This is a genomic window from Thiocystis violacea (assembly GCF_016583565.1).
GTDB classification, from domain to species: domain Bacteria; phylum Pseudomonadota; class Gammaproteobacteria; order Chromatiales; family Chromatiaceae; genus Thiorhodococcus; species Thiorhodococcus violaceus_A.
Window position 1 is genome coordinate 21,149 of the sequence record NZ_NRRF01000031.1, and the last position, 22,394, is coordinate 43,542.

The window sequence follows — 22,394 nt, forward strand, 5'->3', positions numbered from 1 at the left end:
GGGCGCGGGTCGCGTGCTAGTCGTCAGATGCCTTGGTGTCATCCTTCACGTCGTGATCGGGCGTATTCGAGTCGCGTCGAGAGGTCGAGAATTGGTAGTAGAGGAGCCAGCCGGCGAGCCCGAGAAATACCATGAGTTCCGCCGCGGCGAATGAGCCTTTGTCCATGTCTAATGCCTCGCTGTGATCGTGGAACGGGTCTTTCGACACTGCGAGAGGAGAGCTTGGGATCCGGGTCTTGATTGCAACCACGCTGTTAGCGGGTCCATTCGGCCCGCATCGCGCCAGGTTTTGGGCGGTGCTTAGGCCGGTCCGTCGTGGCGATCCGGCACAGGCGTCGGCTGCTCTAAATGCGAGCATGAATTGATCTCGCATTCATCTGCGGATGGGTGCCGGTTCGGGTTATGCTTCGATCTCTCGTCGGCAATCGAGCCGCCTATCCGCAGCACCAGAGCATGTCCCACCAGTCTCAGCCCATCCGACTCTCCGACCTTCCGCACGGCACGCATGCCCGCTTGACCGAGATCCGTGGCGGTCGTCATTTGACCCGCCGCCTCTTGGCGTTGGGTCTGAGGCAGGGGAGTTCGCTCTGCGTCGTTCAGCGTAGAGGGCAGGGCCTGGTGCTGGCGACCGGGGAGGTCAGGATCGCCGTTGGCTCGGGGATCGCCGACAAGCTCTGGGTCACGCCGGAGGACCTTGGCCCCGACGCCACGCCGCACGCCGTGCCGGAAGAGGCGGATCCGTTCCCGGATGACGTGCATCCGGGACGTCCGATCAACACCGCGAACTAGGAGCCGCCAGTCGCAATGAAACACAAGACGGCTCGCCCCAACGCGGATGGCGATCTCGCGCAGATGCCGCTGACGGTCGCCCTGGCCGGCAACCCCAACTGCGGAAAGTCGGCCCTCTTCAACGCCCTGACCGGCATCCGGCAGACGACGGGAAACTGGCCCGGCGTCACCGTCGAGCGCAAAGAGGGCTACCTGGAGTTGGACGGTCGGCGGATTCGCGTGATCGACCTGCCGGGCATCTATTCCCTGGACGCCAACTCGCTGGACGAGGTCGTCACGCGCGACTATCTGCTGAGCCGGGATGCCGATCTCATCGTCAATGTCATCGACGCCAGCAACCTGGAGCGGCACCTCTACCTCAGCGTTCAGCTGCTGGAGATGGGCGTGCCCATCGTGGTCGCGCTCAATATGATGGACGTCGCCCGCAAGCGCGGTATCCAGATCGACACCAATCAATTGACCGCCGCCGTCGGCTGTCCCGTGGTGCCTGTCGTGGCGGTCAGCAAGGAAGGCCTGACCGAGCTGCAGGCGCGTCTGCTCGCCGTCGCCGAGCGGCGCGAGCCAGCGGGTATGCCGCTGGTGCAGGGCGAGTGCGTCGAGGAGGCCGTGACCGACCTCGTGGTCCTGCTCAAGGACATCCCGCACCGCGCCAACGCCCGTTGGCTGGCGCTCAAGCTCCTGGAGTCGGACCCTATCGCCGAGAAGGGAATCAGCCCTGAGGTCATGACCGCGGTGGAGCAGGCCCGCCATCAGATCGCCGAGCGCACGGGCGAGGACAGCGACCTCCACATCGCGGATACCCGCTACGGACATGCCCACACGCTGGCACAGCGCGTGGTGCGCGAGGATCGCCGCCTCGAGCGTACCCTCTCGGACCGGATCGACCATGTGGTGCTCAGCAAGACCTTCGGCATCCCGCTCTTTCTGCTCATGATTTACCTGATGTTCATGTTCACCATGAACATCGGCGGGGCCTTCATCGACTTCTTCGATCTGCTCGGGCAGACGCTCTTCGTCGATGGGCTGAGCAACCTGCTGGAGGGCCTCGATGCCCCCGCCTGGCTGATCCTGGTGCTCGCCGACGGCATCGGCGGCGGCCTTCAGGTCGTCGGCACCTTCATCCCCATCATCGCCAGCCTCTACATCGTGCTCTCCGCCCTCGAGGACAGTGGCTACATGGCGCGTGCCGCCTTCGTCATGGACCGTTTCATGCGCTCCATCGGGCTGCCGGGGAAGGCCTTCGTGCCGCTCATCGTCGGCTTCGGCTGCAATGTGCCCGCGGTGATGGCGACCCGCACGCTCGAGAGCGAGCGTGAGCGCAAGCTGACCATCCTCATGAACCCCTTCATGTCCTGCGGGGCTCGGCTACCTGTTTATGCCCTCTTCGCCGCGGCCTTCTTCCCGCACTCGGGCCAGAATCTCGTCTTCGCGCTCTATCTGACCGGGATCGGCGTCGCCATTCTGTCCGGACTGGTGATGAAGCACACCCTCCTGCAGGGCGATAGCTCGGGCTTGCTGATGGAGCTGCCGCCCTACCATTTGCCAACCCTCAAGGGCGTGCTGTTGCGTACCTGGGATCGGGTCAAGCTGTTCCTGCGCGAGGCGGGCAAGATCATCGTGCTCATGGTGCTGGTGCTCAACGTGTTGGCCACGGTCGGCAGTGACGGGAGCCTGGGCAATCAGGAGAGCGACAAATCGATCCTGGCCGCGGTCAGCCGCACCGCAACGCCGCTCTTCGCGCCCATGGGCATCCGGGAAGACAACTGGCCAGCGATTCTCGGCGTCTTCTCGGGCGTGCTCGCCAAAGAGGTCATCGTTGGTACCTTGGACTCCCTCTATGGGCGATTGGCCGCAGAGACGGCCCCGGCTGAGGTGCCCGAGCCCTTCGACCTCTGGCGTGATCTGGGTCGGGCCGGAGCCTCGGTCGGACAGAACCTCGCGCATCTCGGTGCCCGCGTGCTGGACCCGCTCGGACTCGATGTCGGCGATCTGAGCGATCGCGAGACGGCGGCGGCCGAGCAGGGTCTGCAGAGCGGGACGTTCGGCGCCATGGCCGAGCGCTTCGACGGACAGGCTGGCGCCTTCGCCTACCTGCTGTTCGTGCTGCTCTATTTCCCCTGTGTCGCTACCATCGGCGCCATCGTTCGGGAGGCCGGGGCCGCCTGGGCCATGTTCGTCGGCTTCTGGACCACGACGATCGCCTTCCTCACCGCGACCCTCTTCTACCAGATCGCGACCTTTGAGCGCGCCCCAGTGGTCGCGAGTCTCTGGATCGCGGGTGGCATCGGCCTCTTCACGACCATCCTCGTCGCCCTGCGCCTCTGGGCAAGTAAAGAGGCCGAGCCCCCATCGCTCGGGAAATCAGAGGCATGATGCAAGCCTGCGCCATCCGCCGAGAGCCGTTCGCTCTCGGCGCCATGTCGGATCCAGGGTCAGGGTATTGCCGGCCATCCGACGGATGCGTTGCGGGTTGGGTTCAGTGCCTGGCAGCGCTAGAGACTTTTCGGGCGGGTGATCGATAGCAGCTGCGCGCTGCCGGGACTGAGCGTCTTCCAGTCGTTCGGCATCTCGAGCCGGGCGACCGTTGCGGTCGGCAGCAGCTTGCCATCGTCTGGCAGCTCGATTTCGTCGCCGACCAGATGGCAGAGCAGTTCCTCGAGCCCCGGATTGTGTCCGACGAGCAGCACGGTCGCGGCGGCCTCCGGGCAGCGGGCCAGAACGCCGAGCAGATCGGGGACACTGGCCTCGTAGATGGTCTCGTCCCAGACGATGCGTTTCTTCTTGAAGTCCAGGCGTTTGCACACCTTGGCCGCGGTCTGGCGGGCACGTTCCGCCGGCGAGCAGACGATGTGGTCGGGGACTAGGCCCTCGCGGTAGAGCCAGCTGCCCACCTTGGGCGCATCGCTCTTGCCCCGCTTGGCCAATGGGCGCTCGAAATCGCTCCCAGCGTCCGAATCCCAGTCCGATTTCGCGTGACGCAGGAGCAGCAGCTCTCGGGGCATATGGAAGAAGGGATCAGCGTAGCTCAAACTGCATTGAAAACCGGCCTGCGACAACCATGGCAGGTTTTTAACACATTCGTCATTTTGGCGTAACCTCAGCTGGTTTCGGCCAGAAGACGCTCGATCATCCCTTGAGACTGACTGAGATAGCCGCCGCCGAACACATTCAGGTGGTTGAGGATGTGGTAGAGGTTGTAGAGGATCTTGCGGGTCGCATAACCGGCGTCGAGCGGCCAGGACTCCCGATAGGCGGCGTAGAAGTCGCTTCCGAACCCGCCGAACAGCTCGGTCATGGCGATGTCAGCCTCTCTATCCCCATGGTAGACGGCCGGATCGAAGATGACCGGCTCGCCACCACGGGTAGCGCCGATGTTGCCGCCCCAGAGATCGCCGTGCAGGATCGAGGCGGCTGGCTGATGGCCGATCAAGGCGTCCAGCCGGTCCATGAGACGCTCACCGGCCGTCTGCAGACGGCCGCCATGGCCATTGGCGGCGGCGATCTCCAGTTGAGGCCCCAAGCGCTGCGCACGCCAGAAATCGACCCAATCGTCGGATTGGGCGTTGCGCTGTGGCGTGGAGCCGATGGTGTTGTCGCGATGCCAGCCGAAGGCGTCCGCGGTCGCCCGATGCAGCTCGGCCAGTTGGCGCCCGGCGCGGGCGCCGTCCAGACGTCCGCCGAGGTCGAGCAGCTCCATCGCCAGGTAGCTCTGTCCGCCGCTCGTGCCGCTGCAGATGGGCTTGGGGACATGAATGGCGTCGGGCGCGGCGAGGGCGACCAGTCCCTCGGACTCGGCCTCGAACATCGCCACGCGGTCCGCCGCGTTGAGCTTGATGAAATAGGATCTGTGATGGTCGCTCAGGATGGCCGCCGTGTTGATGCAGCCCCCGCCAACCGGTCGATCGGTCTTGACCTGAAAGGGCTCTCCGGTCGCGGCGCTGATCGCTTGCGCGATCGCGGCCCACTGTGTCATCGAGGCATTCCTCGGCTAATCCTGCGGTGCAGCGGGCTGGTGCGCGGGAAGTGGGCGCGCAGGAATTGCATCTGATCGGCCAGCACGTTGCGACCCATGAGATAGATGTACTCGGCATGCGTGGGGATGAATGGCACGGCCAGCAGCTCCATGCCGGCGGCTTCCGGGGAGCGCCCAGCCTTGTCGTTGTTACAGCGCACGCACGCGGTCACCACGTTGCTCCATTGATCCGCTCCGCCCTTGCTGGTCGGGCGGACGTGATCGCGCGAGAGATGGCGTGGGGAGAAACGCTGGCCGCAGTACATGCACATGTGGTCATCGCGCTGAAACAAGGTGCGATTGGAGAGCGGCGGCGCATAGTCGTCCTGAAGCTTGTTCAGGGCGTGGTGGATGCCATAGGTGGCGATGATGGAGTGAATCCGCAGCTGGCTCTGCACCCGGGTGGCGGCGTTGATGCCGCCCCGGAGGAGGAACAGGGGATCACCGCAGGAGTAGGCGACCTGGCCGAGGAAATACAGTCGGGCGGCGACACGGTAGTCGACCCATTCCAGGGGCATACCTGCCAAGTCCGTTCGCAGTACCTGTTGATTGAGTGGCAACATAGGTGGATACGGCTCGGAATTTGCGAGCATCATACACGCTTAAGAGAGAGGCGCAAGGGATCCGGATCGAGTCCCACGGCACGCAAAATGCGCCCCACCAAGGGCTTGGCAAGATGCCGCTCCTGGGTCCGGTCGCGTCCAGGAGCCCGCCGGAAACCTGATCCATCCACATGGAAGAGCGGCCCGCCAAGTCACATCATTCACAGCCCGCGCGGCTGCGCGGGTGCCTTCGGGATTTGTCAAGTCACACGAAGGTCGGAGACCGACATACGATTACAAGTGATTGTTTTCAATAGGTGCGTTGGCCGGTGGTCATCAATGTGCCAACACAGCGGGAATTCCCGTCCGGTGCCGTCCGAGGCGCGGTTCCTTGCCTCTATCCCCAGACTTATCCACAGAAATTGTGAACAAGTGATCGCGATTCAAGTCGACGCGCGATTTTCGACCGACACACTGGGTCGATCTCACTGCAGCGCCCGTCATTGGCTCGCCCGCGCCCTAGGACCAAGGCTGCTCAAGCGCCGATGACGATCTATCGTGTCGCCGTCGAGGCCCCGCTCGCCTCGCTCTTCGATTACGCGCCCCCGCCCGGCAGTGGCGAGGTGACGCCGGCCCCGGGCTCGCGCCTCCTGGTGCCCTTCGGGCGCGGGCGGCGGGTCGGCATCCTGGTCGAGATCGCGACAGAGACCGAGCAGGATCCGGCTGCCCTGAAGGCCGTCGAGCGCGTGCTGGATCCCGGTCCCCTGCTGATGCCGGCGGACCTGGCGCTCATCCGTTGGGCGGCAGGCTACTATCAGCAGCCGCTGGGCGAGGCGCTCTTCGCGGCACTGCCGGTCCGTCTGCGCGACCCGACCGCGTTGCTCGACGACCGGATCGCGGGCGTCGCGGCCTCATCCGCCGGCTTGGCGGCGAACCTCGCGGCGCTGGGACGCGCGCCGAAACAGCGTCAGCTGCTCGGCCTCTTGCAAGCCAGCCCGGCGGGTGCCTCCCTGGCACTGCTCGCGGACCGGCTGGGAGACTGCCGGGCAACGCTGCGTGCGCTGCGCGCCAAGGGGCTGATCGTCGATTGCAGGCTGGAGCGACAGGATGGCGCACCGGTCGGGGTGCAGGCCGTCTCCCCGGACCCCCATCCCCCGAACGACGAGCAGTCGCTCGCGGTCACTGCGGTGGGGGGCGCATTCGGTCGCTTTCAGGCCTTTCTCCTCGACGGCATCACCGGCAGCGGCAAGACCGAGGTCTACATCCGACTCATCCAGAGGCTGATCGCCGCCGGCCGGCAGGCGCTGGTCGTGGTTCCCGAGATCGGTCTGACCCCACAGTTGCGTGAGCGCTTCCGCCGGCGCGTCTCTGGCCCCATCGCCGTCCTGCATTCCGCGCTCACCCCAAGCGAACGCGAGCGCAATTGGCATCTGGCCGCGCGCGGCGAGGCGACACTCGTCCTGGGGACTCGCTCGGCCATCTTCACCCCGCTGCCCAGGCTCGCTCTGGTCGTCGTCGACGAAGAGCACGATCCCTCGCTGAAGCAGCAGGAGGGGTTCCGCTACTCGGCCCGTGATCTGGCCGTGCGGCGTGCCCAGCTCGCCGACTGCCCCGTGGTCCTCGGCACGGCGACCCCATCGCTCGAGACGCTGCACAATGCCCGGACCCAGCGCTATGCCTGGCTGCGGCTGACCAAGCGCGCCGGCCAGGCGCAACCCCCCGCGATCTCGCTGCTCGACATCCGTGGCCAGCCGCTGCGCGCCGGCCTCTCCAGCGTGCTCAGACGTCACATGCAGGCCGAGATCGCGGCGGGCAATCAGGTCTTGCTCTTCCTGAACCGGCGCGGCTACGCCCCCGTCTTCACCTGCCACGGCTGCGGCTGGGTCGGCGGCTGTCGCCACTGCGACGCCCGGCTCACATTGCACCTGCGCCAGAAGCGGCTGTGGTGCCACCACTGCGACTGGTCGCAGCCACTGCCGATCCGGTGCCCGGAGTGCCAGGGGCTGGACCTGAGGATGCTCGGCCAAGGGACGCAGCGACTCGAAGACGAGCTGCGCCCGCTCTTTCCGGGCGTCTCCATCGCCCGCATCGATCGCGACAGCACGCGCCGCAAGGGCGAGCTGGCGCGCCTCTTCGACGCCGCCCAGCGCGGCGAGATCCAGATCCTGCTGGGTACCCAGATGCTGGCCAAGGGGCACGACTTTCCCGGCGTCACCCTGGTCGGGATCCTCGACCTGGACCAGTCGCTCTACGCCAGCGACTTCCGCGCGCCAGAGCGCACCGCGCAGCTGATCGTCCAGGTCGCGGGCCGGGCGGGGCGGGCCGACCGTAGCGGTCGGGTCGTCATCCAGACCCGCCATCCTGAGCATCCGCTGCTGCAATCGCTGCTGAAGGATGGCTACGGCGGCTTCGCCGAGGCCGCGCTCGCCGAGCGTCGTGCCGCGGAGCTGCCGCCGTTTTCCTATCTGGTACTCGCGCGCGCGGACGCCCCTGACGAGGCGCAGCCCCTGGACTTCCTGCGCCAGGCGCGCGACCTCGGGGACGGGCTTGGCGAGCCGCGTGTCCAACTGCTCGGGCCTGTCCCGGCCCCGATGGGACGCCGCGCCGGGCGTCATCGCGCCCAGCTCCTGGTGCAATGCGCCGAGCGTCCACTGTTGCAGCGCTTTCTCGGGCAATGGACGGCGGCCCTGCGCCGCCTGCCGAAACGGCGCGGGTTGCGCTGGTCGCTCGATGTCGACCCACAGGACATGCTCTAACGGTCCGGGTCGCGTTCAGGTATCCTTGTGCACGCCGGCTCCTGGCCTGCCGCCGGGCCGACGCGACATCCAAGTATTCCAAAAATCATCCCTTTGCGGACTACCTCCGGCGAAGGCTCCCGAAGGGCGGCGATGACGTCCCGGGGCACCAAGCGCCGCGTGAGGCAGCAAGTCGTCAGCCTGCATGAAGCAAGACATCAAAGACCTCATCTCCACCGCGCTCTCCGCGCTCGTCAGCAGCGGCCAGCTCCAGCTTTCCGAGCTGCCGGAACCGCAAGTGGACCGCACCAAGGACGCGACGCACGGCGATTTCGCGACCAACATCGCCATGGTGCTCGCCAAGCTGGCCCGTACCAAGCCGCGCGACCTGGCACAGCGTCTGGTGGACGCCCTGCCTGAATCTGCGCTGGTCGCGAAGAGCGAGATCGCGGGACCCGGCTTCATCAACTTTTTCCTGGCCGAGGACGCTTACCGCGCGGTGGTGCCGCGCATCCTGGACGCCGGACACCGCTATGGCCGCAGCGACATCGGCGCCGGTAAGCGGGTTCAGGTCGAGTTCGTCTCCGCCAACCCGACCGGGCCGCTGCATGTCGGGCACGGGCGCGGCGCGGCCTACGGTGCCGTCGTCGCCGACCTGCTCGCGGCGGTCGGCTTCGACGTGCACCGTGAGTACTACGTCAACGACGCCGGCCGGCAGATGGACATCCTCGGCACCTCCGTCTGGCTGAGGTACCTGGAACTGTGCGGCGAGGCGCTGCGCTTCCCGAGCAACGGCTACAAGGGCGACTACGTCTGGGACATCGCCGCCACCCTGCACCGCGAGCACGGCGACGCCTATCGCGTCGAGGCCGAGCAGGTCTTCGCCGGGCTCCCGCCCGACATCCCGCAGGAAGGCGAGCCCCAAGAGGAGAACGGCGGCGACAAGGAGGCCCATATCGACGGCCTCATCGCCACGGCCAAGCGCCTGCTGGGCGACAACCGCTACCGCTACGTCTTCGAGCTTGGGCTCAACACCATCCTGGATGACATCCGCGCCGACCTCTCCGAGTTCGGCGTCGACTATCAGGAGTGGTACTCGGAGCGTTCGCTCGCCGAGAGCGGCGCGGTCAACAAGGCCATCGAACGGCTGCGCGAGTCTGAGCACGTCTACGAGCAGAACGGGGCACTCTGGTTCCGCTCCACCGACTTCGGTGACGAGAAGGACCGCGTCGTGGTCCGCGACAACGGCCAGACCACCTATTTCGCCTCAGACATCGCCTACCACATGGACAAGCTCGAGCGCGGCTTCGACCGCGTCATCGACATCTGGGGCGCGGATCATCACGGCTACATCCCGCGCGTGAAGGCGGCGCTGCAGGCGCTCGGCGACGATGCCGAGCGGCTCGACGTGCTGCTGGTCCAGTTCGCCATCCTCTACCGCGGCGGCGAGAAGGCGCAGATGTCGACCCGCTCCGGCGAGTTCGTCACCCTGCGCGAGTTGCGCCGGGAGGTCGGTCGTGACGCGGCGCGCTTCTTCTACGTGATGCGCCGCTGCGAGCAGCACCTCGACTTCGACCTGGATCTGGCCAAGTCCGAGTCCTCGGACAACCCGGTCTATTACATCCAGTACGCGCATGCCCGTGTCTGCAGCGTCCTGCGCCAGGCCGCGGATCGCGGCATGGTGATCGACCCCAGCCCGGGCTCGGCCCACTTGGACCGACTCAGCGAGGATCATGAGCAGGCCCTGCTGCGCACCCTGACCCGTTACCCGGAGGTCGTCGAGACGGCCGCCCTCAAGGAGGAGCCGCACCAGCTCACGCATTATCTGCGCGAGCTGGCCAACGAGCTCCACACCTACTACAACGCCCACCAGTTCCTGGTCGAGGACACTGACCTGCGTGATGCCCGCATCAAGCTGATCCTGGCGGTGCGCCAGGTACTGCGCAACGGCCTGGGACTGCTCGGCGTATCAGCACCGGAGAGCATGTGAGATGCCTAGGGACTATCGTCGCTCCACCCCGTCGCAGCCGCCGAAACGCAAGCCGTGCAGGTCCTGTGTGTGGTGGCTGATCGTCGGAATCGCGCTCGGGGTCGTTGTCTCGAGGATCCTCGCCCCGAGTCAGGGCGAGACCGAGCCGGCGGCCGAGACCGCGGCGACATCCGCGAAGAGCGAAAAATCAGCGTTGCCCAAGCCGAGCTTCCGCTTCGAGGAGCTCTTGAGCGATTCGGAGCCGGACAGCGGCAAGAGCCCGCCGCTGCCGCCGCCCGCGCCTCGGCCGCAACCGCCGGCCCAGAACCCCCAGGATGCAACGCAGACGGACACCGTCACACCCCCGCTGGCGATCACGCCAGAGCCGGTCGCCAAGCCGGCTAGCGGAACCTATGTCGTCCAGGTCGGCTCCTTCAGCCGTGCGGCGGACGCCGAGCGCCTCAAGGCCCAGCTCGCGCTGCTCGGCGTCTCGACCAGCGTGCAGGCCGCGACCCTCGCGAACGGTAAGGTGACGCACCGGGTTCGCACCGGCGGTTTTACGAGCCGACAGGAGGCGCAGAAGGTGCAGTCCCTGCTCAAGCGGAATGGCAAGGACAGTCTGGCGATCCCGGTGAAATAGGCGAGCGGCCGTGGCCGACCTGTACGAGCGCGATTTCTATGCCTGGACCCGTGAGCAGGTCCGGTTGCTGCGTGCGGGGCATTTCGATGAGCTGAGCACCGAGCATTTGCTGAAGTGGCAACGACAGCCCGAGTATCCGCATCGCAAGGGCTGGCGAGCCACCATCCATGCGCAGCGCCGCCGCATCGATCGGTTGCTGGCGGATAGCCTCAGCCTTCGGCCATTCCTCGCATCGCTCAGCGCGGAGGCCGACCCGGGCGCCCTCGATCTCCTGGTCCGGGAGACACCGCTCGACGACTCGGATCTCCCCGAGCGGTGTCCCTTTTCCATCGGCCAGATCCTCGACAACGATGTCTGGCCAGCCTGAGCCGCGCAGGCGGACAGCCGGTGGATCGACCCGCTACCCCTTGACTGTCAGCACTTGCTTCAGGGTGTGCACCACCTCGACCAGATCGCTCTGGTTCGCCATGACCGCGTCGATGTCCTTATAGGCGGCCGGGATCTCGTCGATCACGCCCTTGTCCTTGCGGCATTCCACGCCCCGCGTCTGCTCCTCCAGATCCTTGCGGGTGAAGCGGCGGGTCGCCTCGCCGCGGCTCATGCGCCGCCCCGCCCCGTGCGAGCAGGAGCAGAAGGACATGGGGTTCCCCAGTCCACGCACGATATAGGACTTGGCGCCCATGCTCCCCGGGATGATGCCCAGATCGCCCTCGCGCGCCCGGATCGCGCCCTTGCGGGTGAGATAGACGTCCTTGCCGAAGTGGTGCTCGCGCGCCACGTAGTTGTGGTGGCAGTTGATCGCCTCGGTCGTCGCCTCGAAGGGCGGCAACTGATCGCGCAGCGCCTCGATGATGAGTCGCATCATCTGACGACGGTTCTCCATGGCGTAGTCCTGCGCCCAGCCGACGGCTTCGACATAGTCGTCGAAGTGCACGCTGCCCTCGGGGAGATAGGCCAGGTTCTGGTCCGGCAGCTGGATCTTCCAATGCTCCATCTCGCGCTTGGCCAGCTCGATGAAGTGCATGCCGATGCGGTTGCCGATCCCGCGCGATCCCGAGTGCAGCATGATCCAGACCTGTTGGGCCTCGTCGAGACAGAGCTCGATGAAGTGGTTTCCACCCCCCAGGCTGCCGAGCTGGCTCTGCCAGCGGGCGTTGATTTTCGGATGCTTCTCCAGGATCGGTCGGAGACCGGGCGCGACACGCTTCAAACCCGCGTCGCACCAGGCGTCGTCCGCGTGGCCGGCGAATCCGACCGGTACCGCGGCCTCGATGGCCGAGCGCACCTGGGTCAGCGAATCCGGCAGCCGATCCGCGCGCAGCGAGAGCCGCAGCGCGTTCATCCCGCAGCCGATGTCCACCCCGACTGCGGCCGGGATGATGGCCCCAAGGGTCGGGATCACGGAGCCGATGGTCGCCCCCATGCCCCAGTGCACGTCCGGCATCGCCGCCACGTGCGAGTGGATGAATGGCAGCTGCGAGACGTTCTCGAGCTGCTTCATGGCATTTTCGGCCACGTCATCCGTGTAGATCTTGACCGGGACACGGCCCTTGGTAATGACTCTCTTGATAGGCATTGTCGTTTCCTGCCAGCTCACTCGAATTCTCGTTCTCATGCTCCCGCGTGGGAATGCGGTCGGCCCGCTCAGCGGGTCTGGTGCGACGCTGGAGCAGCGTTCATCTGCTCCCACGCGGGAGCGTCGGAGCCAGAGCGTTCATCCGCTTCCGACGCTCGCCTCGCTCGATCTCATCGGATCCGAGGCCGTGAAAGGCGTCGATGCCTGCCTCGACGGTCCTGCGGTACTCCGCCCGCATGCTCGAGGCGGAACGCTCGTGCGGCCCGCCCTTGCGCAGCAGCGGGGATCGGGCGACCGGGTTTCGCAGCTTACTCATCTCCATTCACCTCTGTGCTCAGAACGCAGGGCCGACTCGCCGCCTTTCCTGGCGGCGCTCGGCTCATCCCTGCGAACCCTCGATTCGGACCAGTCCCTGCAGCAGCGACTCCATGCCGCCGAAGACGGTCAGGCTGCCGACCCGCTCGGTGACGCGCTCCAGCGTCTCCAGCTCCTTGAGCCGCAGCAGGACCGGGTTCTGGTCCATCAGTTTGGCGGTGTTGAGCAGCGACCGGGTCGCGGCCGTCTCCTCGCGTCGACGGATGAGGTTGGCTTGCGCCGCCTTCTCCGCCTCCACCACCTGGTTGAGGATCTGCTTCATGTCACCCGGCAGGATGACGTCCTTGATCCCCAGGGCCTCGACCGCGATCCCGTGCGGCTCGGCGCGCCCCCGAATCACGCCCAGCATCCCCTGCTCCAGCGCACCCTTTTGATCGAGCAGCTCATCCAGCGTCCGGTCGCAGATGGCCTGACGCAGTGCGAACTGCAGCTCCCGGTAGAGAAAGTCCTTGTGCTTCGGCAGGCTCGCGCGGACCTTGACCGGGTCGGCGACGCGGTAGTGCGCGCCCAGGTTGATGCGCAGGCTCACCTTGTCGCGCGTCAAGATCTCCTGACCCTGGACCTCCAGCTCCTGCAGCCGCAGGTCGGTCACCTCCACCTGTACGTTGCGCGCGAAGCTCCAGAAGGCATGGACACCTGGCTCCAAGGTGCGAATCAATCGCCCATCCACGAGCAGTAGCCCCATCTCATGGTCGGCGACCTCTTCCTCGAGGATGTTGTCCAAGAACTCAGCTCCAGGCAGTGCCTTCCCCAGGGCGCGTGCCTTCTCGCGCATGACGACCGAGGCCTGGGTCCAGGCGTCCGCGTGGCGCATCCGACGAATGGTCTCCATCAGTCCGGCGTCCACGCTCAGACCCGCGCTCAGGTCGACCCGCTCCACTCGCACGGCGACCGGCCCCTTCCAGTAGAAGCGACGGCTCATGGGGGACAGCAGCCTGCTCAGCCGCCCGTCGAGATAGACGAGTCCGGCTTCCCGCTCGCTGATCTCGACGTTCTCGACCCAAGCATTCCAGAGCGGCGCGGCCTCCTTGCAGAAGACGTCGGCGTGCGGGTGGCTCAGCTCGGGATGGGTCAGGTCGAAGACCTCGACAGCGAGCGCGCCCGGCAGGTCCAGCCAGCGGTAGACCCCGGGACCCAGAATCTGCTCCAGCATCCCGTTCTTCAGCACCAGCGCACGCTCGTGCTGGGCGACGACCTGTCGCTTGTATCCCATGATGTTCATCGTTCTTCTCTCCTCTGCCGTCGCTGTTGGCGACGCGCCAGGGCCACACGGGCCTGCTCGTCGCCTGATCAAGGGGTCGGCATTGTTGCTACCTGTTGCGTTGTGTTGTTGGTTGGTTGAAAGGCTCGCCCCGCGTCGCGGCGATGGGCCGTGGAGGTCACGCGGTTGGCGCGCTCCGGCTCGGTCGAGCCGCGACCCTGCGGCACCTGCGGCATTCCTGCTGACTCGACCTGCTCCGATGCGCTCCGGTCCGCGCGGTTCTCCACGGCGCAGAATCGCCGCGACGCCCCCGATCCGGCCTCCCCGCCGGCCCGCCAAGCGGCGGCGACCTCCCTGTCTTCGGGCCGGGGCTCACCCCTTGGTGTGGATTGGATGTGACTCCAATCGGTGGCGATGTGCGGTCGCCTCAAGAGACAGCGGCGGGATTCGAACCCGCATCCACTGGTGATGAGCCAGTTGCTCTACCCGGTTGAGCGACGTTGTCACCTCACGGACATCGTGCAGTGGGAACGGACCACGGGGACACCGAAGGCGCCCAGGCCCGCCACTGGGGCATACGGAACCCCAAGCGCTGACTGCGCGATGCTCTCCGCGAAGACGGTCTTGCCGAAAAGCCTCGGCTTTCGGGCACAAAAAAGCCCCGACCAGTGTTCCCGGTCGGGGCTTTGAATCCCACCGGAAGACCCTTTCGCTGGGCCTTCCGAGGTCACAGTCGGAGTCGACTCAGCTCAGAGGCACAGCGCTGCCCGTGCACCCCACGAAGGAGTCCCGGAGCCCTGCTTGATTGCGATCACCTCTGCCTGTCATCTGAGTCTCGATCCTCTCGATTGCGGTTGTCTGCTGATCCAATGGGCGGCTAGTCTAGCGCAGGTTTCAAGTATGTCAACAGTAATATCAAGATTCTTGTAAACTTGGCTGCCGTGCGGCACGGAAGGCTCTGCCGACCTGCGCGTATCGCCGACATCGCGGCGGCCATCGAACGCTCTCGATCCTGAGTATCCTGCCGACCCCGTTCATTTCACGCCCCTTGGGCACGACGCTCGAAGCAACCGCCACATGCAATCCACCAACATCCCAGGACGCATCAAGCTCGCGCGCAAGATGGCCGGTCTCCCGACCCAAGCCAGTCTGCTCGCGCGCATCCCCGGCTGGAAGCCTTCACGGCTCGGCAACTATGAAGCGGGCATTTCCACGCCCAGTGCGGATGACATGCTGCTCATCGCGGAGGCAGCCGGCGTCTCTGCCTGCTGGCTGATGTTCGGTCAGGGGCCGATACGGCCGCAGGAGCGGGATCTCCAGGCCGTCAGACACCAGAATCTGGCCCATGCGTTGGATGGAGTCGACGCGGATCAGGAGCGTTTGGCGGACACCGTCAAGCACTTGCGCCTTTCGCGCAAACGGCTGCGGGAGCACTTGGACAATCCCTTCCTACCGATCTCCGACGAGCTGGCGAGGCGGGTGGAGCGGTTGCTCGGCGCCAGCCCGGGTTGGCTGGACGAGCAGCACGTCGAGCGCGACCCGCTGTTTCTCTCCTTTCCCGGGGAGATGCGGGAGCTGATGATGATCTATTCGGAGCTGCCGGCCGCCCAGCGGTCGGTCTTGATGGCGACGGTGCGCGCCCTGCGCGACGCGCTGCCGAGGGTCTAGGCGAATGCTGTCGAAGACCATCCGCGCTGACGGGTCTGTTCGCCTGCCTTCCGTGTCGCACGCACCGTCACGGAGTCCGCGATGCTTGCGTGAGTGCTCCTTGAAGGCAGACCAACATCCGGCACCATCGGGTCGGTCTTGTCCGGCAATCGCCTCAGTCGAGGTCAGGCGTGTGCCCGCAGGCGACATAGATGGCGCGTTCCGCGACGTTGGTGGCGCGATCGGCAACCCGCTCGTAGTTGTGCACGATCCAGAGCAGGTAGGTGCCGGTGGTCACGAAGTCGGCATCCGAACGCATCGCGTCCAACACTCGGTCGATGAAGGCGTGCTCTTGACGATCGACCTGATCCTCCAGGGCGACCGCGGCACGGATCGCGGATTCGTCGCCATGCGCGGCGAAGGCGGACAGCGTCTTGTCGAGCATGCCGATGGCATCGCCGGCGAGTTCGACAATGGATGTGACCGGCCCCGAGGGCAGGGGGGATTCGCTGTTTCTCAAGATGATGCGCGCCACGTCCGCGGCATAATCACCGATGCGCTCGAGCTCCGAAGCCAGCTCCATGCATGTGCCGACGGCCCTGAGGTCTTCCCCGGCCGGTTTGTAGGCCGCCAGGGTGACCAGGCACTCCTGCTCCAGCGTCCGGCGCTGCGCGTTGATGCGCGCGTCTTCCTCGATGATGCGTGTGGCCAGCGAGAGATCCTGACGCTGTAGGCAGTCGATCGACTTGTTCAGGGCGGCGATGACCAGCGTGCCCAGATCGCTCACGGCGGTCTGCAGGTGTGAGCGTCTCTTTTCAATGAGGCTCAGGTGATCGATCATGGCGGAATCCTCGGCAACTTCTCTTGAATCGGTGGATCCGCGGCAGAGCGGCAATCCGACCTCTAGCGGGAGTGCAATTCCAATTGTCCCATAGTCCGGCAGCAGGAACAGCGGGCTTGCCGTAAATGTTTTCAACCGCGCCGAATCCACGGCCGCTCGCCCGCATTGGATTCCCGTTTCCCCTCTCGGTACACTGGCGTACTTGGCGTCGCATGCCGGCGGCGCTCGCGAGTCGCCTGGCCGCGCATTGCGCGGGGGCCAGCCAGCCATCATCTCTCCAACGACCAGCCGATTCGCTGGGCCATATCGCCACCGAGCGACGCTATCGTCGCCTCCTCTCTGATCAGGGCTTCCCAATCGTGAAAATAACGCAGATGATCGCGCCATGGACGTATTTCCCCTTCCAGTAGCACGTATCGGCATCATCGGGGGTGGGCAGCTTGGGCGCATGCTGGCGAAGGCCGCAAAGCGTCTTGGTTGTACCTGTGTGGTGCTGGATCCCACGCCGGGCTCACCCGCGGGTCAGGTCGCCGGGCACCAGATCGTTGGCGACTACCACGACCCCGCCAAGCTGCGCGAGCTGGCGGAGTCTTGCGATGTCACCACCTTCGACATCGAGGACATCGACACCGACACCCTGATTCAGCTCGAGCGCGAGGGCAATCGGGTCCATCCCTCGCCGAAGGTCCTCGCCCTCATCCAGGACAAGCTGACCCAGAAGGAGGCGCTGGCCGCCGCCGGCATCCCGACCGCGCCCTTCATCGCCATGCCCGCGCCCAGTCCGGACGCCTTTGCGGCCTTCGGCTATCCCTTGGTGCAGAAATCGCGGCGCGGCGGCTATGACGGTCGCGGTGTCAGCATCATGAAGACGCCAGCGGACTACCCGGCGCATCTGCCAACGGCTTCGCTGCTGGAGCAGTTCGTGCCCGCCCAGAAGGAGCTGGCCGTGGTCGTGGCGCGCGGTCTGGACGGCGACTGCCGCTGCTACCCCGTGGTGGAGATGTGTTTCCGTCCGGGCGAGAACGTCTTGGACATGCTGCTCGCGCCAGCCGACATCTCCGCCGAGACCGCCGCATCCGCGGTCGATCTCGCGACGCGGACGGTCGAAACCCTTGGCGGCGTCGGTATCTTCGGTGTCGAGATGTTCCTGACCGAGGCCGGCGACCTCCTGGTCAACGAGGTCGCGCCACGCACCCACAACTCGGGTCATCACACCATCGAGGCCAATGTGACCGATCAGTTCGAGCAGCACCTGCGGGCCGTCGTCGGTCTGCCACTGGGCGCGACGGCGCAGCTTTCACCCGCGGCAATGATCAACCTGCTCGGCGCGCCAGGTCATCGTGGTCGACCCGTGATCTCGGGCATGGCCGAGGCCCTGGCGATCCCGGGCGTGTGTCTGCACCTCTACGGCAAGGCGGCAACCGCGCCCTTCCGCAAGATGGGCCATGTCACCGTGCTCGACCCGGATATCCAGACGGCGAGGCAGAAGGCGGAGCGTGTCCGTGCGCTCATCGAGATCTCAGGAGAGGACCACCCATGACTCAATCTCGCCGCGCGCATCAGCCGTCCGCCGAGACCGGCGCTCAGGCGCAACCCCTGGTCGGCATCATTATGGGGAGCGACTCGGATCTGCCGGTGATGCAGGACACCGCGGACGTCTTGCGGGCGCTCGGCGTGCCCTATGAGATGACCATCGTCTCGGCGCACCGCACGCCCCGGCGTCTCTATGAGTATGCCGAGTCGGCCGTGGAGCGCGGCCTGCGGGTCATCGTCGCCGGTGCGGGGGGCGCCGCTCACCTGCCTGGCATGGCTGCCGCCCTGACGCCGCTTCCGGTGATCGGCGTCCCGGTCAAGACCTCAAGCCTCTCCGGACAGGATTCGCTGCTCTCCATCGTGCAGATGCCGGCGGGGGTTCCCGTCGCGACGGTCGCGATCAATGGCGCCAAGAACGCCGGGATCCTGGCCGCGCAGATCCTGGGCGCATCGGACGGGCAGGTGCGCGAGCGCGTGGCTGACTACAAGCGTGAGCTCGAACAGATGGTGCTGGGCAAGGTTGCGATCATGGAGCGGGATCAGCATCCCTGAGCGCGCCTCAACATCGCGTCCGGCCGACCGGGTTCTGCATGAGCGTCCAGAAGTGCGGCAGAGGTCGCGATCTGCGAAGCCAAATCCTGGATAATCGAGGGGTCGCGCGGATCCATGGCCATGCCGATCAGCGCTAAGATCTGGTCTCAAGAGGTGTAGCGTCGAAGAAGCCTGGCTTCGTGAAGAAGTCCAGCTTCAGGTTGCTACGCCTCAAGACGTCTGGCTTCAAACGGAGTGACCCGTGGACATCGCCGAACTTCTCGCCTTCAGCGTCAAGAACAACGCCTCGGACCTGCATTTGTCGGCAGGGCTCCCCCCCATGATCCGCGTCGACGGAGACATGCGCCGGATCAATGTGCCGGCTCTAGAGCATCGCTCCGTCCATTCGCTTGTCTACGACATCATGAACGACAAGCAGCGAAAGGACTATGAGGAATTCCTGGAGACCGACTTTTCGTTCGAGATCCCGGGTGTCGCGCGCTTCCGCGTCAACGCTTTCAACCAAAAACGCGGAGCGGGCGCGGTTTTCCGAACCATTCCCTCCAAGGTGCTCACGCTGGAAGACCTGAAGGCCCCGTCGAGCTTCAAAGACATCATCGATGTCCCGCGTGGCCTGATCCTGGTGACCGGCCCGACCGGTTCGGGAAAGTCGACCACGCTGGCGGCCATGGTCGATCATTTGAACGACCACGAATACGCGCACATCCTCACCATCGAAGACCCCATCGAGTTCGTTCACGTCAGCAAGAAGTGCCTGGTCAACCAGCGCGAGGTCCATCGGGATACGCTCGGGTTCAGCGAGGCCCTGCGCTCGGCGCTGCGCCAGGATCCGGACATCATCCTGGTCGGCGAGATGCGCGACCTGGAGACGATTCGCCTGGCGCTGACCGCGGCCGAGACCGGCCACCTGGTGTTCGGCACCCTGCATACCACCTCTGCGGCAAAGACCATCGACCGTATCATCGACGTCTTCCCGGCGGCCGAGAAAGAAATGGTGCGCTCCATGTTGTCCGAGTCGCTGCGAGCGGTCGTTTCTCAGACCTTGTTGAAGAAGACCGGCGGGGGGCGTCTCGCGGCCCACGAAATCATGATCGGCACCCCGGCGATTCGTAACCTGATTCGCGAGGCAAAGGTGGCGCAGATGTACTCCGCCATCCAGACCGGTCAGGCGCATGGCATGCAAACCCTGGATCAGAATCTCAAGGAGCTGCTGCAGAAGGGGCTCATCGCCCGCAAGGACGCGCGTGCCAAGGCGCAGAACAAAGAAGATTTCATGTGATCGGGTGACGAGGCGACTGGGTCGCTAACCGACTGGTTAAAGAGACAATTTTTGGCCGAGGTGATCGATGGATTTGAGACGCGCACTGGAGCAACTGCTTGCGGCCTTGGTGGAAAAGAAAGGCTCCGACCTGTTCATCACCTCAGGCTGGCCGCCCAGCATCAAGATCGACGGCTCCATCTATCCCGCCGCCAAGCAGGCGCTCTCCGCCGAGCAGGCGCGCGAGATGGTCTTCGAGATCATGAACGAGCGTCAACGCGCCGAGTTCGAAGACACCAAGGAGTGCCAGTTCGCGCTCGACCGTGCACCGCTCGGGCGTTTTCGCGTCAGCGCCTTCGTCCAGCGCGAGTCGGTCGGGATGGTGCTGCGCCGTATCGAGACCAAGATTCCCACGATCGAGGAGCTGAAGCTGCCCTCTGTCCTGCGCGATGTCGCCATGACCAAGCGCGGCATGGTCATCTTCGTGGGGGCGACGGGCACGGGTAAGTCGACCTCGCTCGCGGCCCTGGTCGGTTATCGCAACCGCCATAGCTCCGGGCACATCATCACCGTCGAGGATCCCATCGAGTACGTCCACGAGCACGACGGCTGCATCATCACGCAGCGCGAGGTGGGCGTGGACACCGAGTCCTTCGAGGTCGCCCTGCGCAACACCCTGCGCCAGGCCCCGGACGTCATTCTCATCGGCGAGATCCGCACCCGCCAGACCATGGAGTACGCCATCACCTTCGCGGAGACGGGCCATCTGGTGCTTGCCACACTGCATGCGAACAACGCCAACCAGGCGATGGACCGCATCATCAACTTCTTCCCGGAAGAGTCCCGCAACCAGATGCTGATGGACCTCTCCCTGAACCTCAAGGGTGTCGTCGCGCAACAGCTCGCGCCGCGCAAGAACGGACAGGGGCGGCGCGCGGTCATCGAGATCCTGCTGAATACGCCGCTCGCTGCCGATCTCATCCGTCAGGGTGAGGTGCACAAGCTCAAGGAGCTCATGAAGCGCTCCGGCGAACAGGGCATGATCACCTTCGACCAGGCCCTCTTCAACCTCTTCCAGGAAGGCGAGATCACCTACGAAGACGCACTGAGGTATGCCGACTCCGCCAACGAGGTGCGCCTCATGATCAAGCTGCAGGGCGGCACGGCGCAGCGTGCGGCGACCGACCGCTCGATCGACGGCATCACCCTGGTCGAGGATCGGGAGGCGGAGGATCAGCGCTGGTGACGCGGCCTGGGCGGTTGGCCTACGGGGCCAGCCGTCGTGGTCGGATGTTGGGCCTCAACCGGCCATCCTCAGCGCTCGAAGACGATCCGCCCACCCAGGAGTGTCCAGGCGACGCGGCCGCGCAGCTCCCGTCCGAGAAAGGGGGTGTTGTGTCCATGACTGATGAGACTCTGCGCATCGACCCTCCAGACCGCCGTGGGATCGAAGATGCAGAGATCGGCCGTCAGTCCGGGGGCGATGCGTCCAATCCGCAGATCCAGTGCTTCGGCGGGACCCAGGGTCAATCGCTCGATGACGCCCATGAGGTCGATCACGCCTTCATCCACCAGCTGCAACGCCAGGGGTAGCAGGGTCTCGAGTGCCGAGATGCCCGGCGCCGTCTCCGGAAAGGGCGCCAGCTTGGCGTCCGCGTCGTGCGGCTGATGGTCCGAGCAGATGGCGCTCACCTCACGGGCGGCAACGGCGGCCCGCAGGGCCTGTCGGTCCTCCCGCGTGCGCAGCGGTGGGATCAGGTGGCAGTTGGCGTCGAAGCGCCCGAGATCCTCCTCGGTGAGGAAGAGTTGATGCATGCTGACATCGCCGCTGGCTCGCACGCCACGTCGGCGCGCCTCCGCCAGCATCGCGACCCCGCGTGCCGTGGAGAGACCGCGGAAATGGATGCGCGCCCCCGTCTGCTCCGCGAGCGCCAGAATGCGGGCCACGGCAACGGTTTCGGCGGCCTCCGGGATGCCTGGGAGTCCAAGCCGCGTGCCGACCACCCCTTCATGCACGCAGCCGCCTTCGCTCAAGTCGGGATCTTGCGGGAGGAGGAAGACCGATAACCCGAAGGTGGCGGCGTACTCCATCGCGCGGCGATTGACCTGGGTGTTGCGGATCGGTCGATCGGCCTGGCTGAGTGCCGGGCATCCCGCCTCCTTGAGCGCGGCCATTTCCGTGATGGTGCGGCCGTCGAGCCCCTGGGTTATGGCCCCAAGTGGCAGCACGCGGGCAAAACCGGCCCGCTCCGCGAGCTGGCGGACGAGCTGCGCGACGGCCGGGGTGTCGATGACGGGCAGGGTATCGGGCGGGCAGCAGAGCGTGGTGATTCCCGACGCCGCCGCGGCGCGCGTTTCGCTCGCAATCGTGGCCTTCTGTTCGTGGCCGGGCTCGCGGCAGCGCGCGCAGAGATCGACGAAACCGGGGCAGACGACATGGCCCGCGGCGTCCAGGATGCATTCGGCCTCGAAACCCAGTGGCGCGGCACCGATGGCTTGGACCTGGCCGTCCGCGATGTGCAGGTCGCCGTGCCCGTCATGCCCGCTGGCGGGATCGATCAAACGACCGTTGAGAATGCTGATCCGTGGCAGATTCAATCGCCTTTCCTCGGGGCGGCGGCGCGCGACGCGCGGCGTGGGAATGGGTGCGGGCGAGCGCTTCCGCTCGACGGAGGCTTACCACAGCGGTGCTCTGCCGGTGCGGCGGGGCTGGAAGCGCGCGCG

General features: G+C 65.8%; 20 protein-coding genes and 1 tRNA gene. 11 read left to right on the plus strand and 10 right to left on the minus strand.

The annotated features are described in order from the left end of the window. Positions 1–16 precede the first annotated feature (16 nt). Complete coding sequence (locus tag CKO23_RS13635; RefSeq protein ID WP_200332038.1) at positions 17–166, minus strand: hypothetical protein; 150 nt, start codon at positions 164–166, stop codon at positions 17–19. Between the two features lie 236 nt (positions 167–402). Here CKO23_RS13635 and CKO23_RS13640 point away from each other — a divergent pair, with 236 nt between their 5' ends. Together CKO23_RS13640 and feoB are read left to right on the plus strand one after the other, a co-directional pair. Then, a complete protein-coding gene (locus CKO23_RS13640) occupies positions 403–789 on the plus strand; it encodes a FeoA family protein (RefSeq protein ID WP_242482431.1) in 387 nt (128 codons plus the stop codon). Between the two features lie 15 nt (positions 790–804). Beyond that, positions 805–3,162: a Fe(2+) transporter permease subunit FeoB gene (gene feoB, locus CKO23_RS13645; protein ID WP_200332040.1), complete on the plus strand. Its 2,358-nt coding sequence runs from the start codon at positions 805–807 to the stop codon at positions 3,160–3,162. A 119-nt stretch (positions 3,163–3,281) separates the two neighbouring features. Here the strand turns inward: feoB and CKO23_RS13650 are convergent, their stop codons facing one another. From CKO23_RS13650 to CKO23_RS13660, 3 genes are all read right to left on the minus strand, one after another. After that, positions 3,282–3,791, minus strand: coding sequence for a SixA phosphatase family protein (locus tag CKO23_RS13650; RefSeq protein ID WP_200332042.1), 510 nt, complete (start codon positions 3,789–3,791; stop codon positions 3,282–3,284). A 95-nt stretch (positions 3,792–3,886) separates the two neighbouring features. Next, on the minus strand, positions 3,887–4,762 hold the full coding sequence (locus CKO23_RS13655) for a fructosamine kinase family protein (RefSeq protein ID WP_200332044.1): 876 nt from the start codon (positions 4,760–4,762) through the stop codon (positions 3,887–3,889). Beyond that, positions 4,759–5,364: an HNH endonuclease gene (locus CKO23_RS13660; RefSeq protein ID WP_200332046.1), complete on the minus strand. Its 606-nt coding sequence runs from the start codon at positions 5,362–5,364 to the stop codon at positions 4,759–4,761. The genes CKO23_RS13655 and CKO23_RS13660 overlap by 4 nt, the downstream gene beginning before the upstream one ends. Before the next feature lie 524 nt (positions 5,365–5,888). Here CKO23_RS13660 and CKO23_RS13665 point away from each other — a divergent pair. The 4 genes from CKO23_RS13665 (at position 5,889) to CKO23_RS13680 (ending at position 11,054) form a co-directional block, all read left to right on the plus strand. After that, positions 5,889–8,099 carry a primosomal protein N' gene (locus tag CKO23_RS13665; RefSeq protein ID WP_200332047.1) on the plus strand — a complete coding sequence of 737 codons (2,211 nt, stop codon included), beginning with the start codon at positions 5,889–5,891 and terminating at the stop codon, positions 8,097–8,099. 184 nt (positions 8,100–8,283) lie between these two features. Then, entirely contained in the window at positions 8,284–10,068 is a 1,785-nt protein-coding gene (gene argS / locus CKO23_RS13670; protein WP_200332049.1) for an arginine--tRNA ligase, read from the plus strand. Between the two features lies 1 nt (position 10,069). After that, positions 10,070–10,687 carry an SPOR domain-containing protein gene (locus CKO23_RS13675; RefSeq protein ID WP_200332051.1) on the plus strand — a complete coding sequence of 206 codons (618 nt, stop codon included), beginning with the start codon at positions 10,070–10,072 and terminating at the stop codon, positions 10,685–10,687. A gap of 10 nt (positions 10,688–10,697) precedes the next feature. Further along, a complete protein-coding gene (locus CKO23_RS13680) occupies positions 10,698–11,054 on the plus strand; it encodes a DUF29 family protein (protein WP_200332053.1) in 357 nt (118 codons plus the stop codon). Positions 11,055–11,087: 33 nt separating this feature from the next. Here the strand turns inward: CKO23_RS13680 and CKO23_RS13685 are convergent, their stop codons facing one another. The 4 genes from CKO23_RS13685 to CKO23_RS13700 form a co-directional block, all read right to left on the minus strand. Continuing rightward, positions 11,088–12,263 (minus strand): RtcB family protein, encoded by a 1,176-nt coding sequence (locus CKO23_RS13685; RefSeq protein ID WP_200332055.1) that lies wholly within the window; start codon positions 12,261–12,263, stop codon positions 11,088–11,090. A gap of 100 nt (positions 12,264–12,363) precedes the next feature. After that, positions 12,364–12,579, minus strand: a complete 216-nt coding sequence (locus CKO23_RS13690; protein ID WP_200332057.1) for a hypothetical protein — start codon at positions 12,577–12,579, stop codon at positions 12,364–12,366. 63 nt (positions 12,580–12,642) lie between these two features. Next, entirely contained in the window at positions 12,643–13,860 is a 1,218-nt protein-coding gene (locus tag CKO23_RS13695; protein ID WP_200332059.1) for a slipin family protein, read from the minus strand. Between the two features lie 411 nt (positions 13,861–14,271). Further along, positions 14,272–14,344 (minus strand) — tRNA-Met (locus CKO23_RS13700). Positions 14,345–14,916: 572 nt separating this feature from the next. Here CKO23_RS13700 and CKO23_RS13705 point away from each other — a divergent pair. Continuing rightward, entirely contained in the window at positions 14,917–15,507 is a 591-nt protein-coding gene (locus CKO23_RS13705; protein WP_200332061.1) for a helix-turn-helix domain-containing protein, read from the plus strand. A 154-nt stretch (positions 15,508–15,661) separates the two neighbouring features. Here the strand turns inward: CKO23_RS13705 and phoU are convergent, their stop codons facing one another. Further along, the gene (gene phoU, locus CKO23_RS13710) at positions 15,662–16,327 is read right to left on the minus strand and encodes a phosphate signaling complex protein PhoU (RefSeq protein WP_200332063.1); all 666 of its coding nucleotides are present in this window, start codon (positions 16,325–16,327) and stop codon (positions 15,662–15,664) included. Positions 16,328–16,712: 385 nt separating this feature from the next. Between phoU and CKO23_RS13715 the strand changes: the two genes are divergently transcribed. The 4 genes from CKO23_RS13715 to CKO23_RS13730 all read left to right on the plus strand — a co-directional run bounded on the left by CKO23_RS13715 (position 16,713) and on the right by CKO23_RS13730 (position 20,916). Continuing rightward, entirely contained in the window at positions 16,713–17,867 is a 1,155-nt protein-coding gene (locus CKO23_RS13715; protein ID WP_200332065.1) for a 5-(carboxyamino)imidazole ribonucleotide synthase, read from the plus strand. Next, complete coding sequence (gene purE, locus CKO23_RS13720; protein ID WP_200332067.1) at positions 17,864–18,412, plus strand: 5-(carboxyamino)imidazole ribonucleotide mutase; 549 nt, start codon at positions 17,864–17,866, stop codon at positions 18,410–18,412. Before CKO23_RS13715 ends, purE begins: the two co-directional genes overlap by 4 nt. A 241-nt stretch (positions 18,413–18,653) precedes the next feature. After that, entirely contained in the window at positions 18,654–19,691 is a 1,038-nt protein-coding gene (locus CKO23_RS13725) for a PilT/PilU family type 4a pilus ATPase (protein WP_200332069.1), read from the plus strand. Positions 19,692–19,758: 67 nt separating this feature from the next. Next, positions 19,759–20,916 carry a PilT/PilU family type 4a pilus ATPase gene (locus CKO23_RS13730; RefSeq protein WP_200332071.1) on the plus strand — a complete coding sequence of 386 codons (1,158 nt, stop codon included), beginning with the start codon at positions 19,759–19,761 and terminating at the stop codon, positions 20,914–20,916. Positions 20,917–20,984: 68 nt separating this feature from the next. Here the strand turns inward: CKO23_RS13730 and CKO23_RS13735 are convergent, their stop codons facing one another. After that, positions 20,985–22,268, minus strand: coding sequence for a dihydroorotase (locus CKO23_RS13735; RefSeq protein ID WP_200332073.1), 1,284 nt, complete (start codon positions 22,266–22,268; stop codon positions 20,985–20,987). Positions 22,269–22,394: the final 126 nt, after the last annotated feature.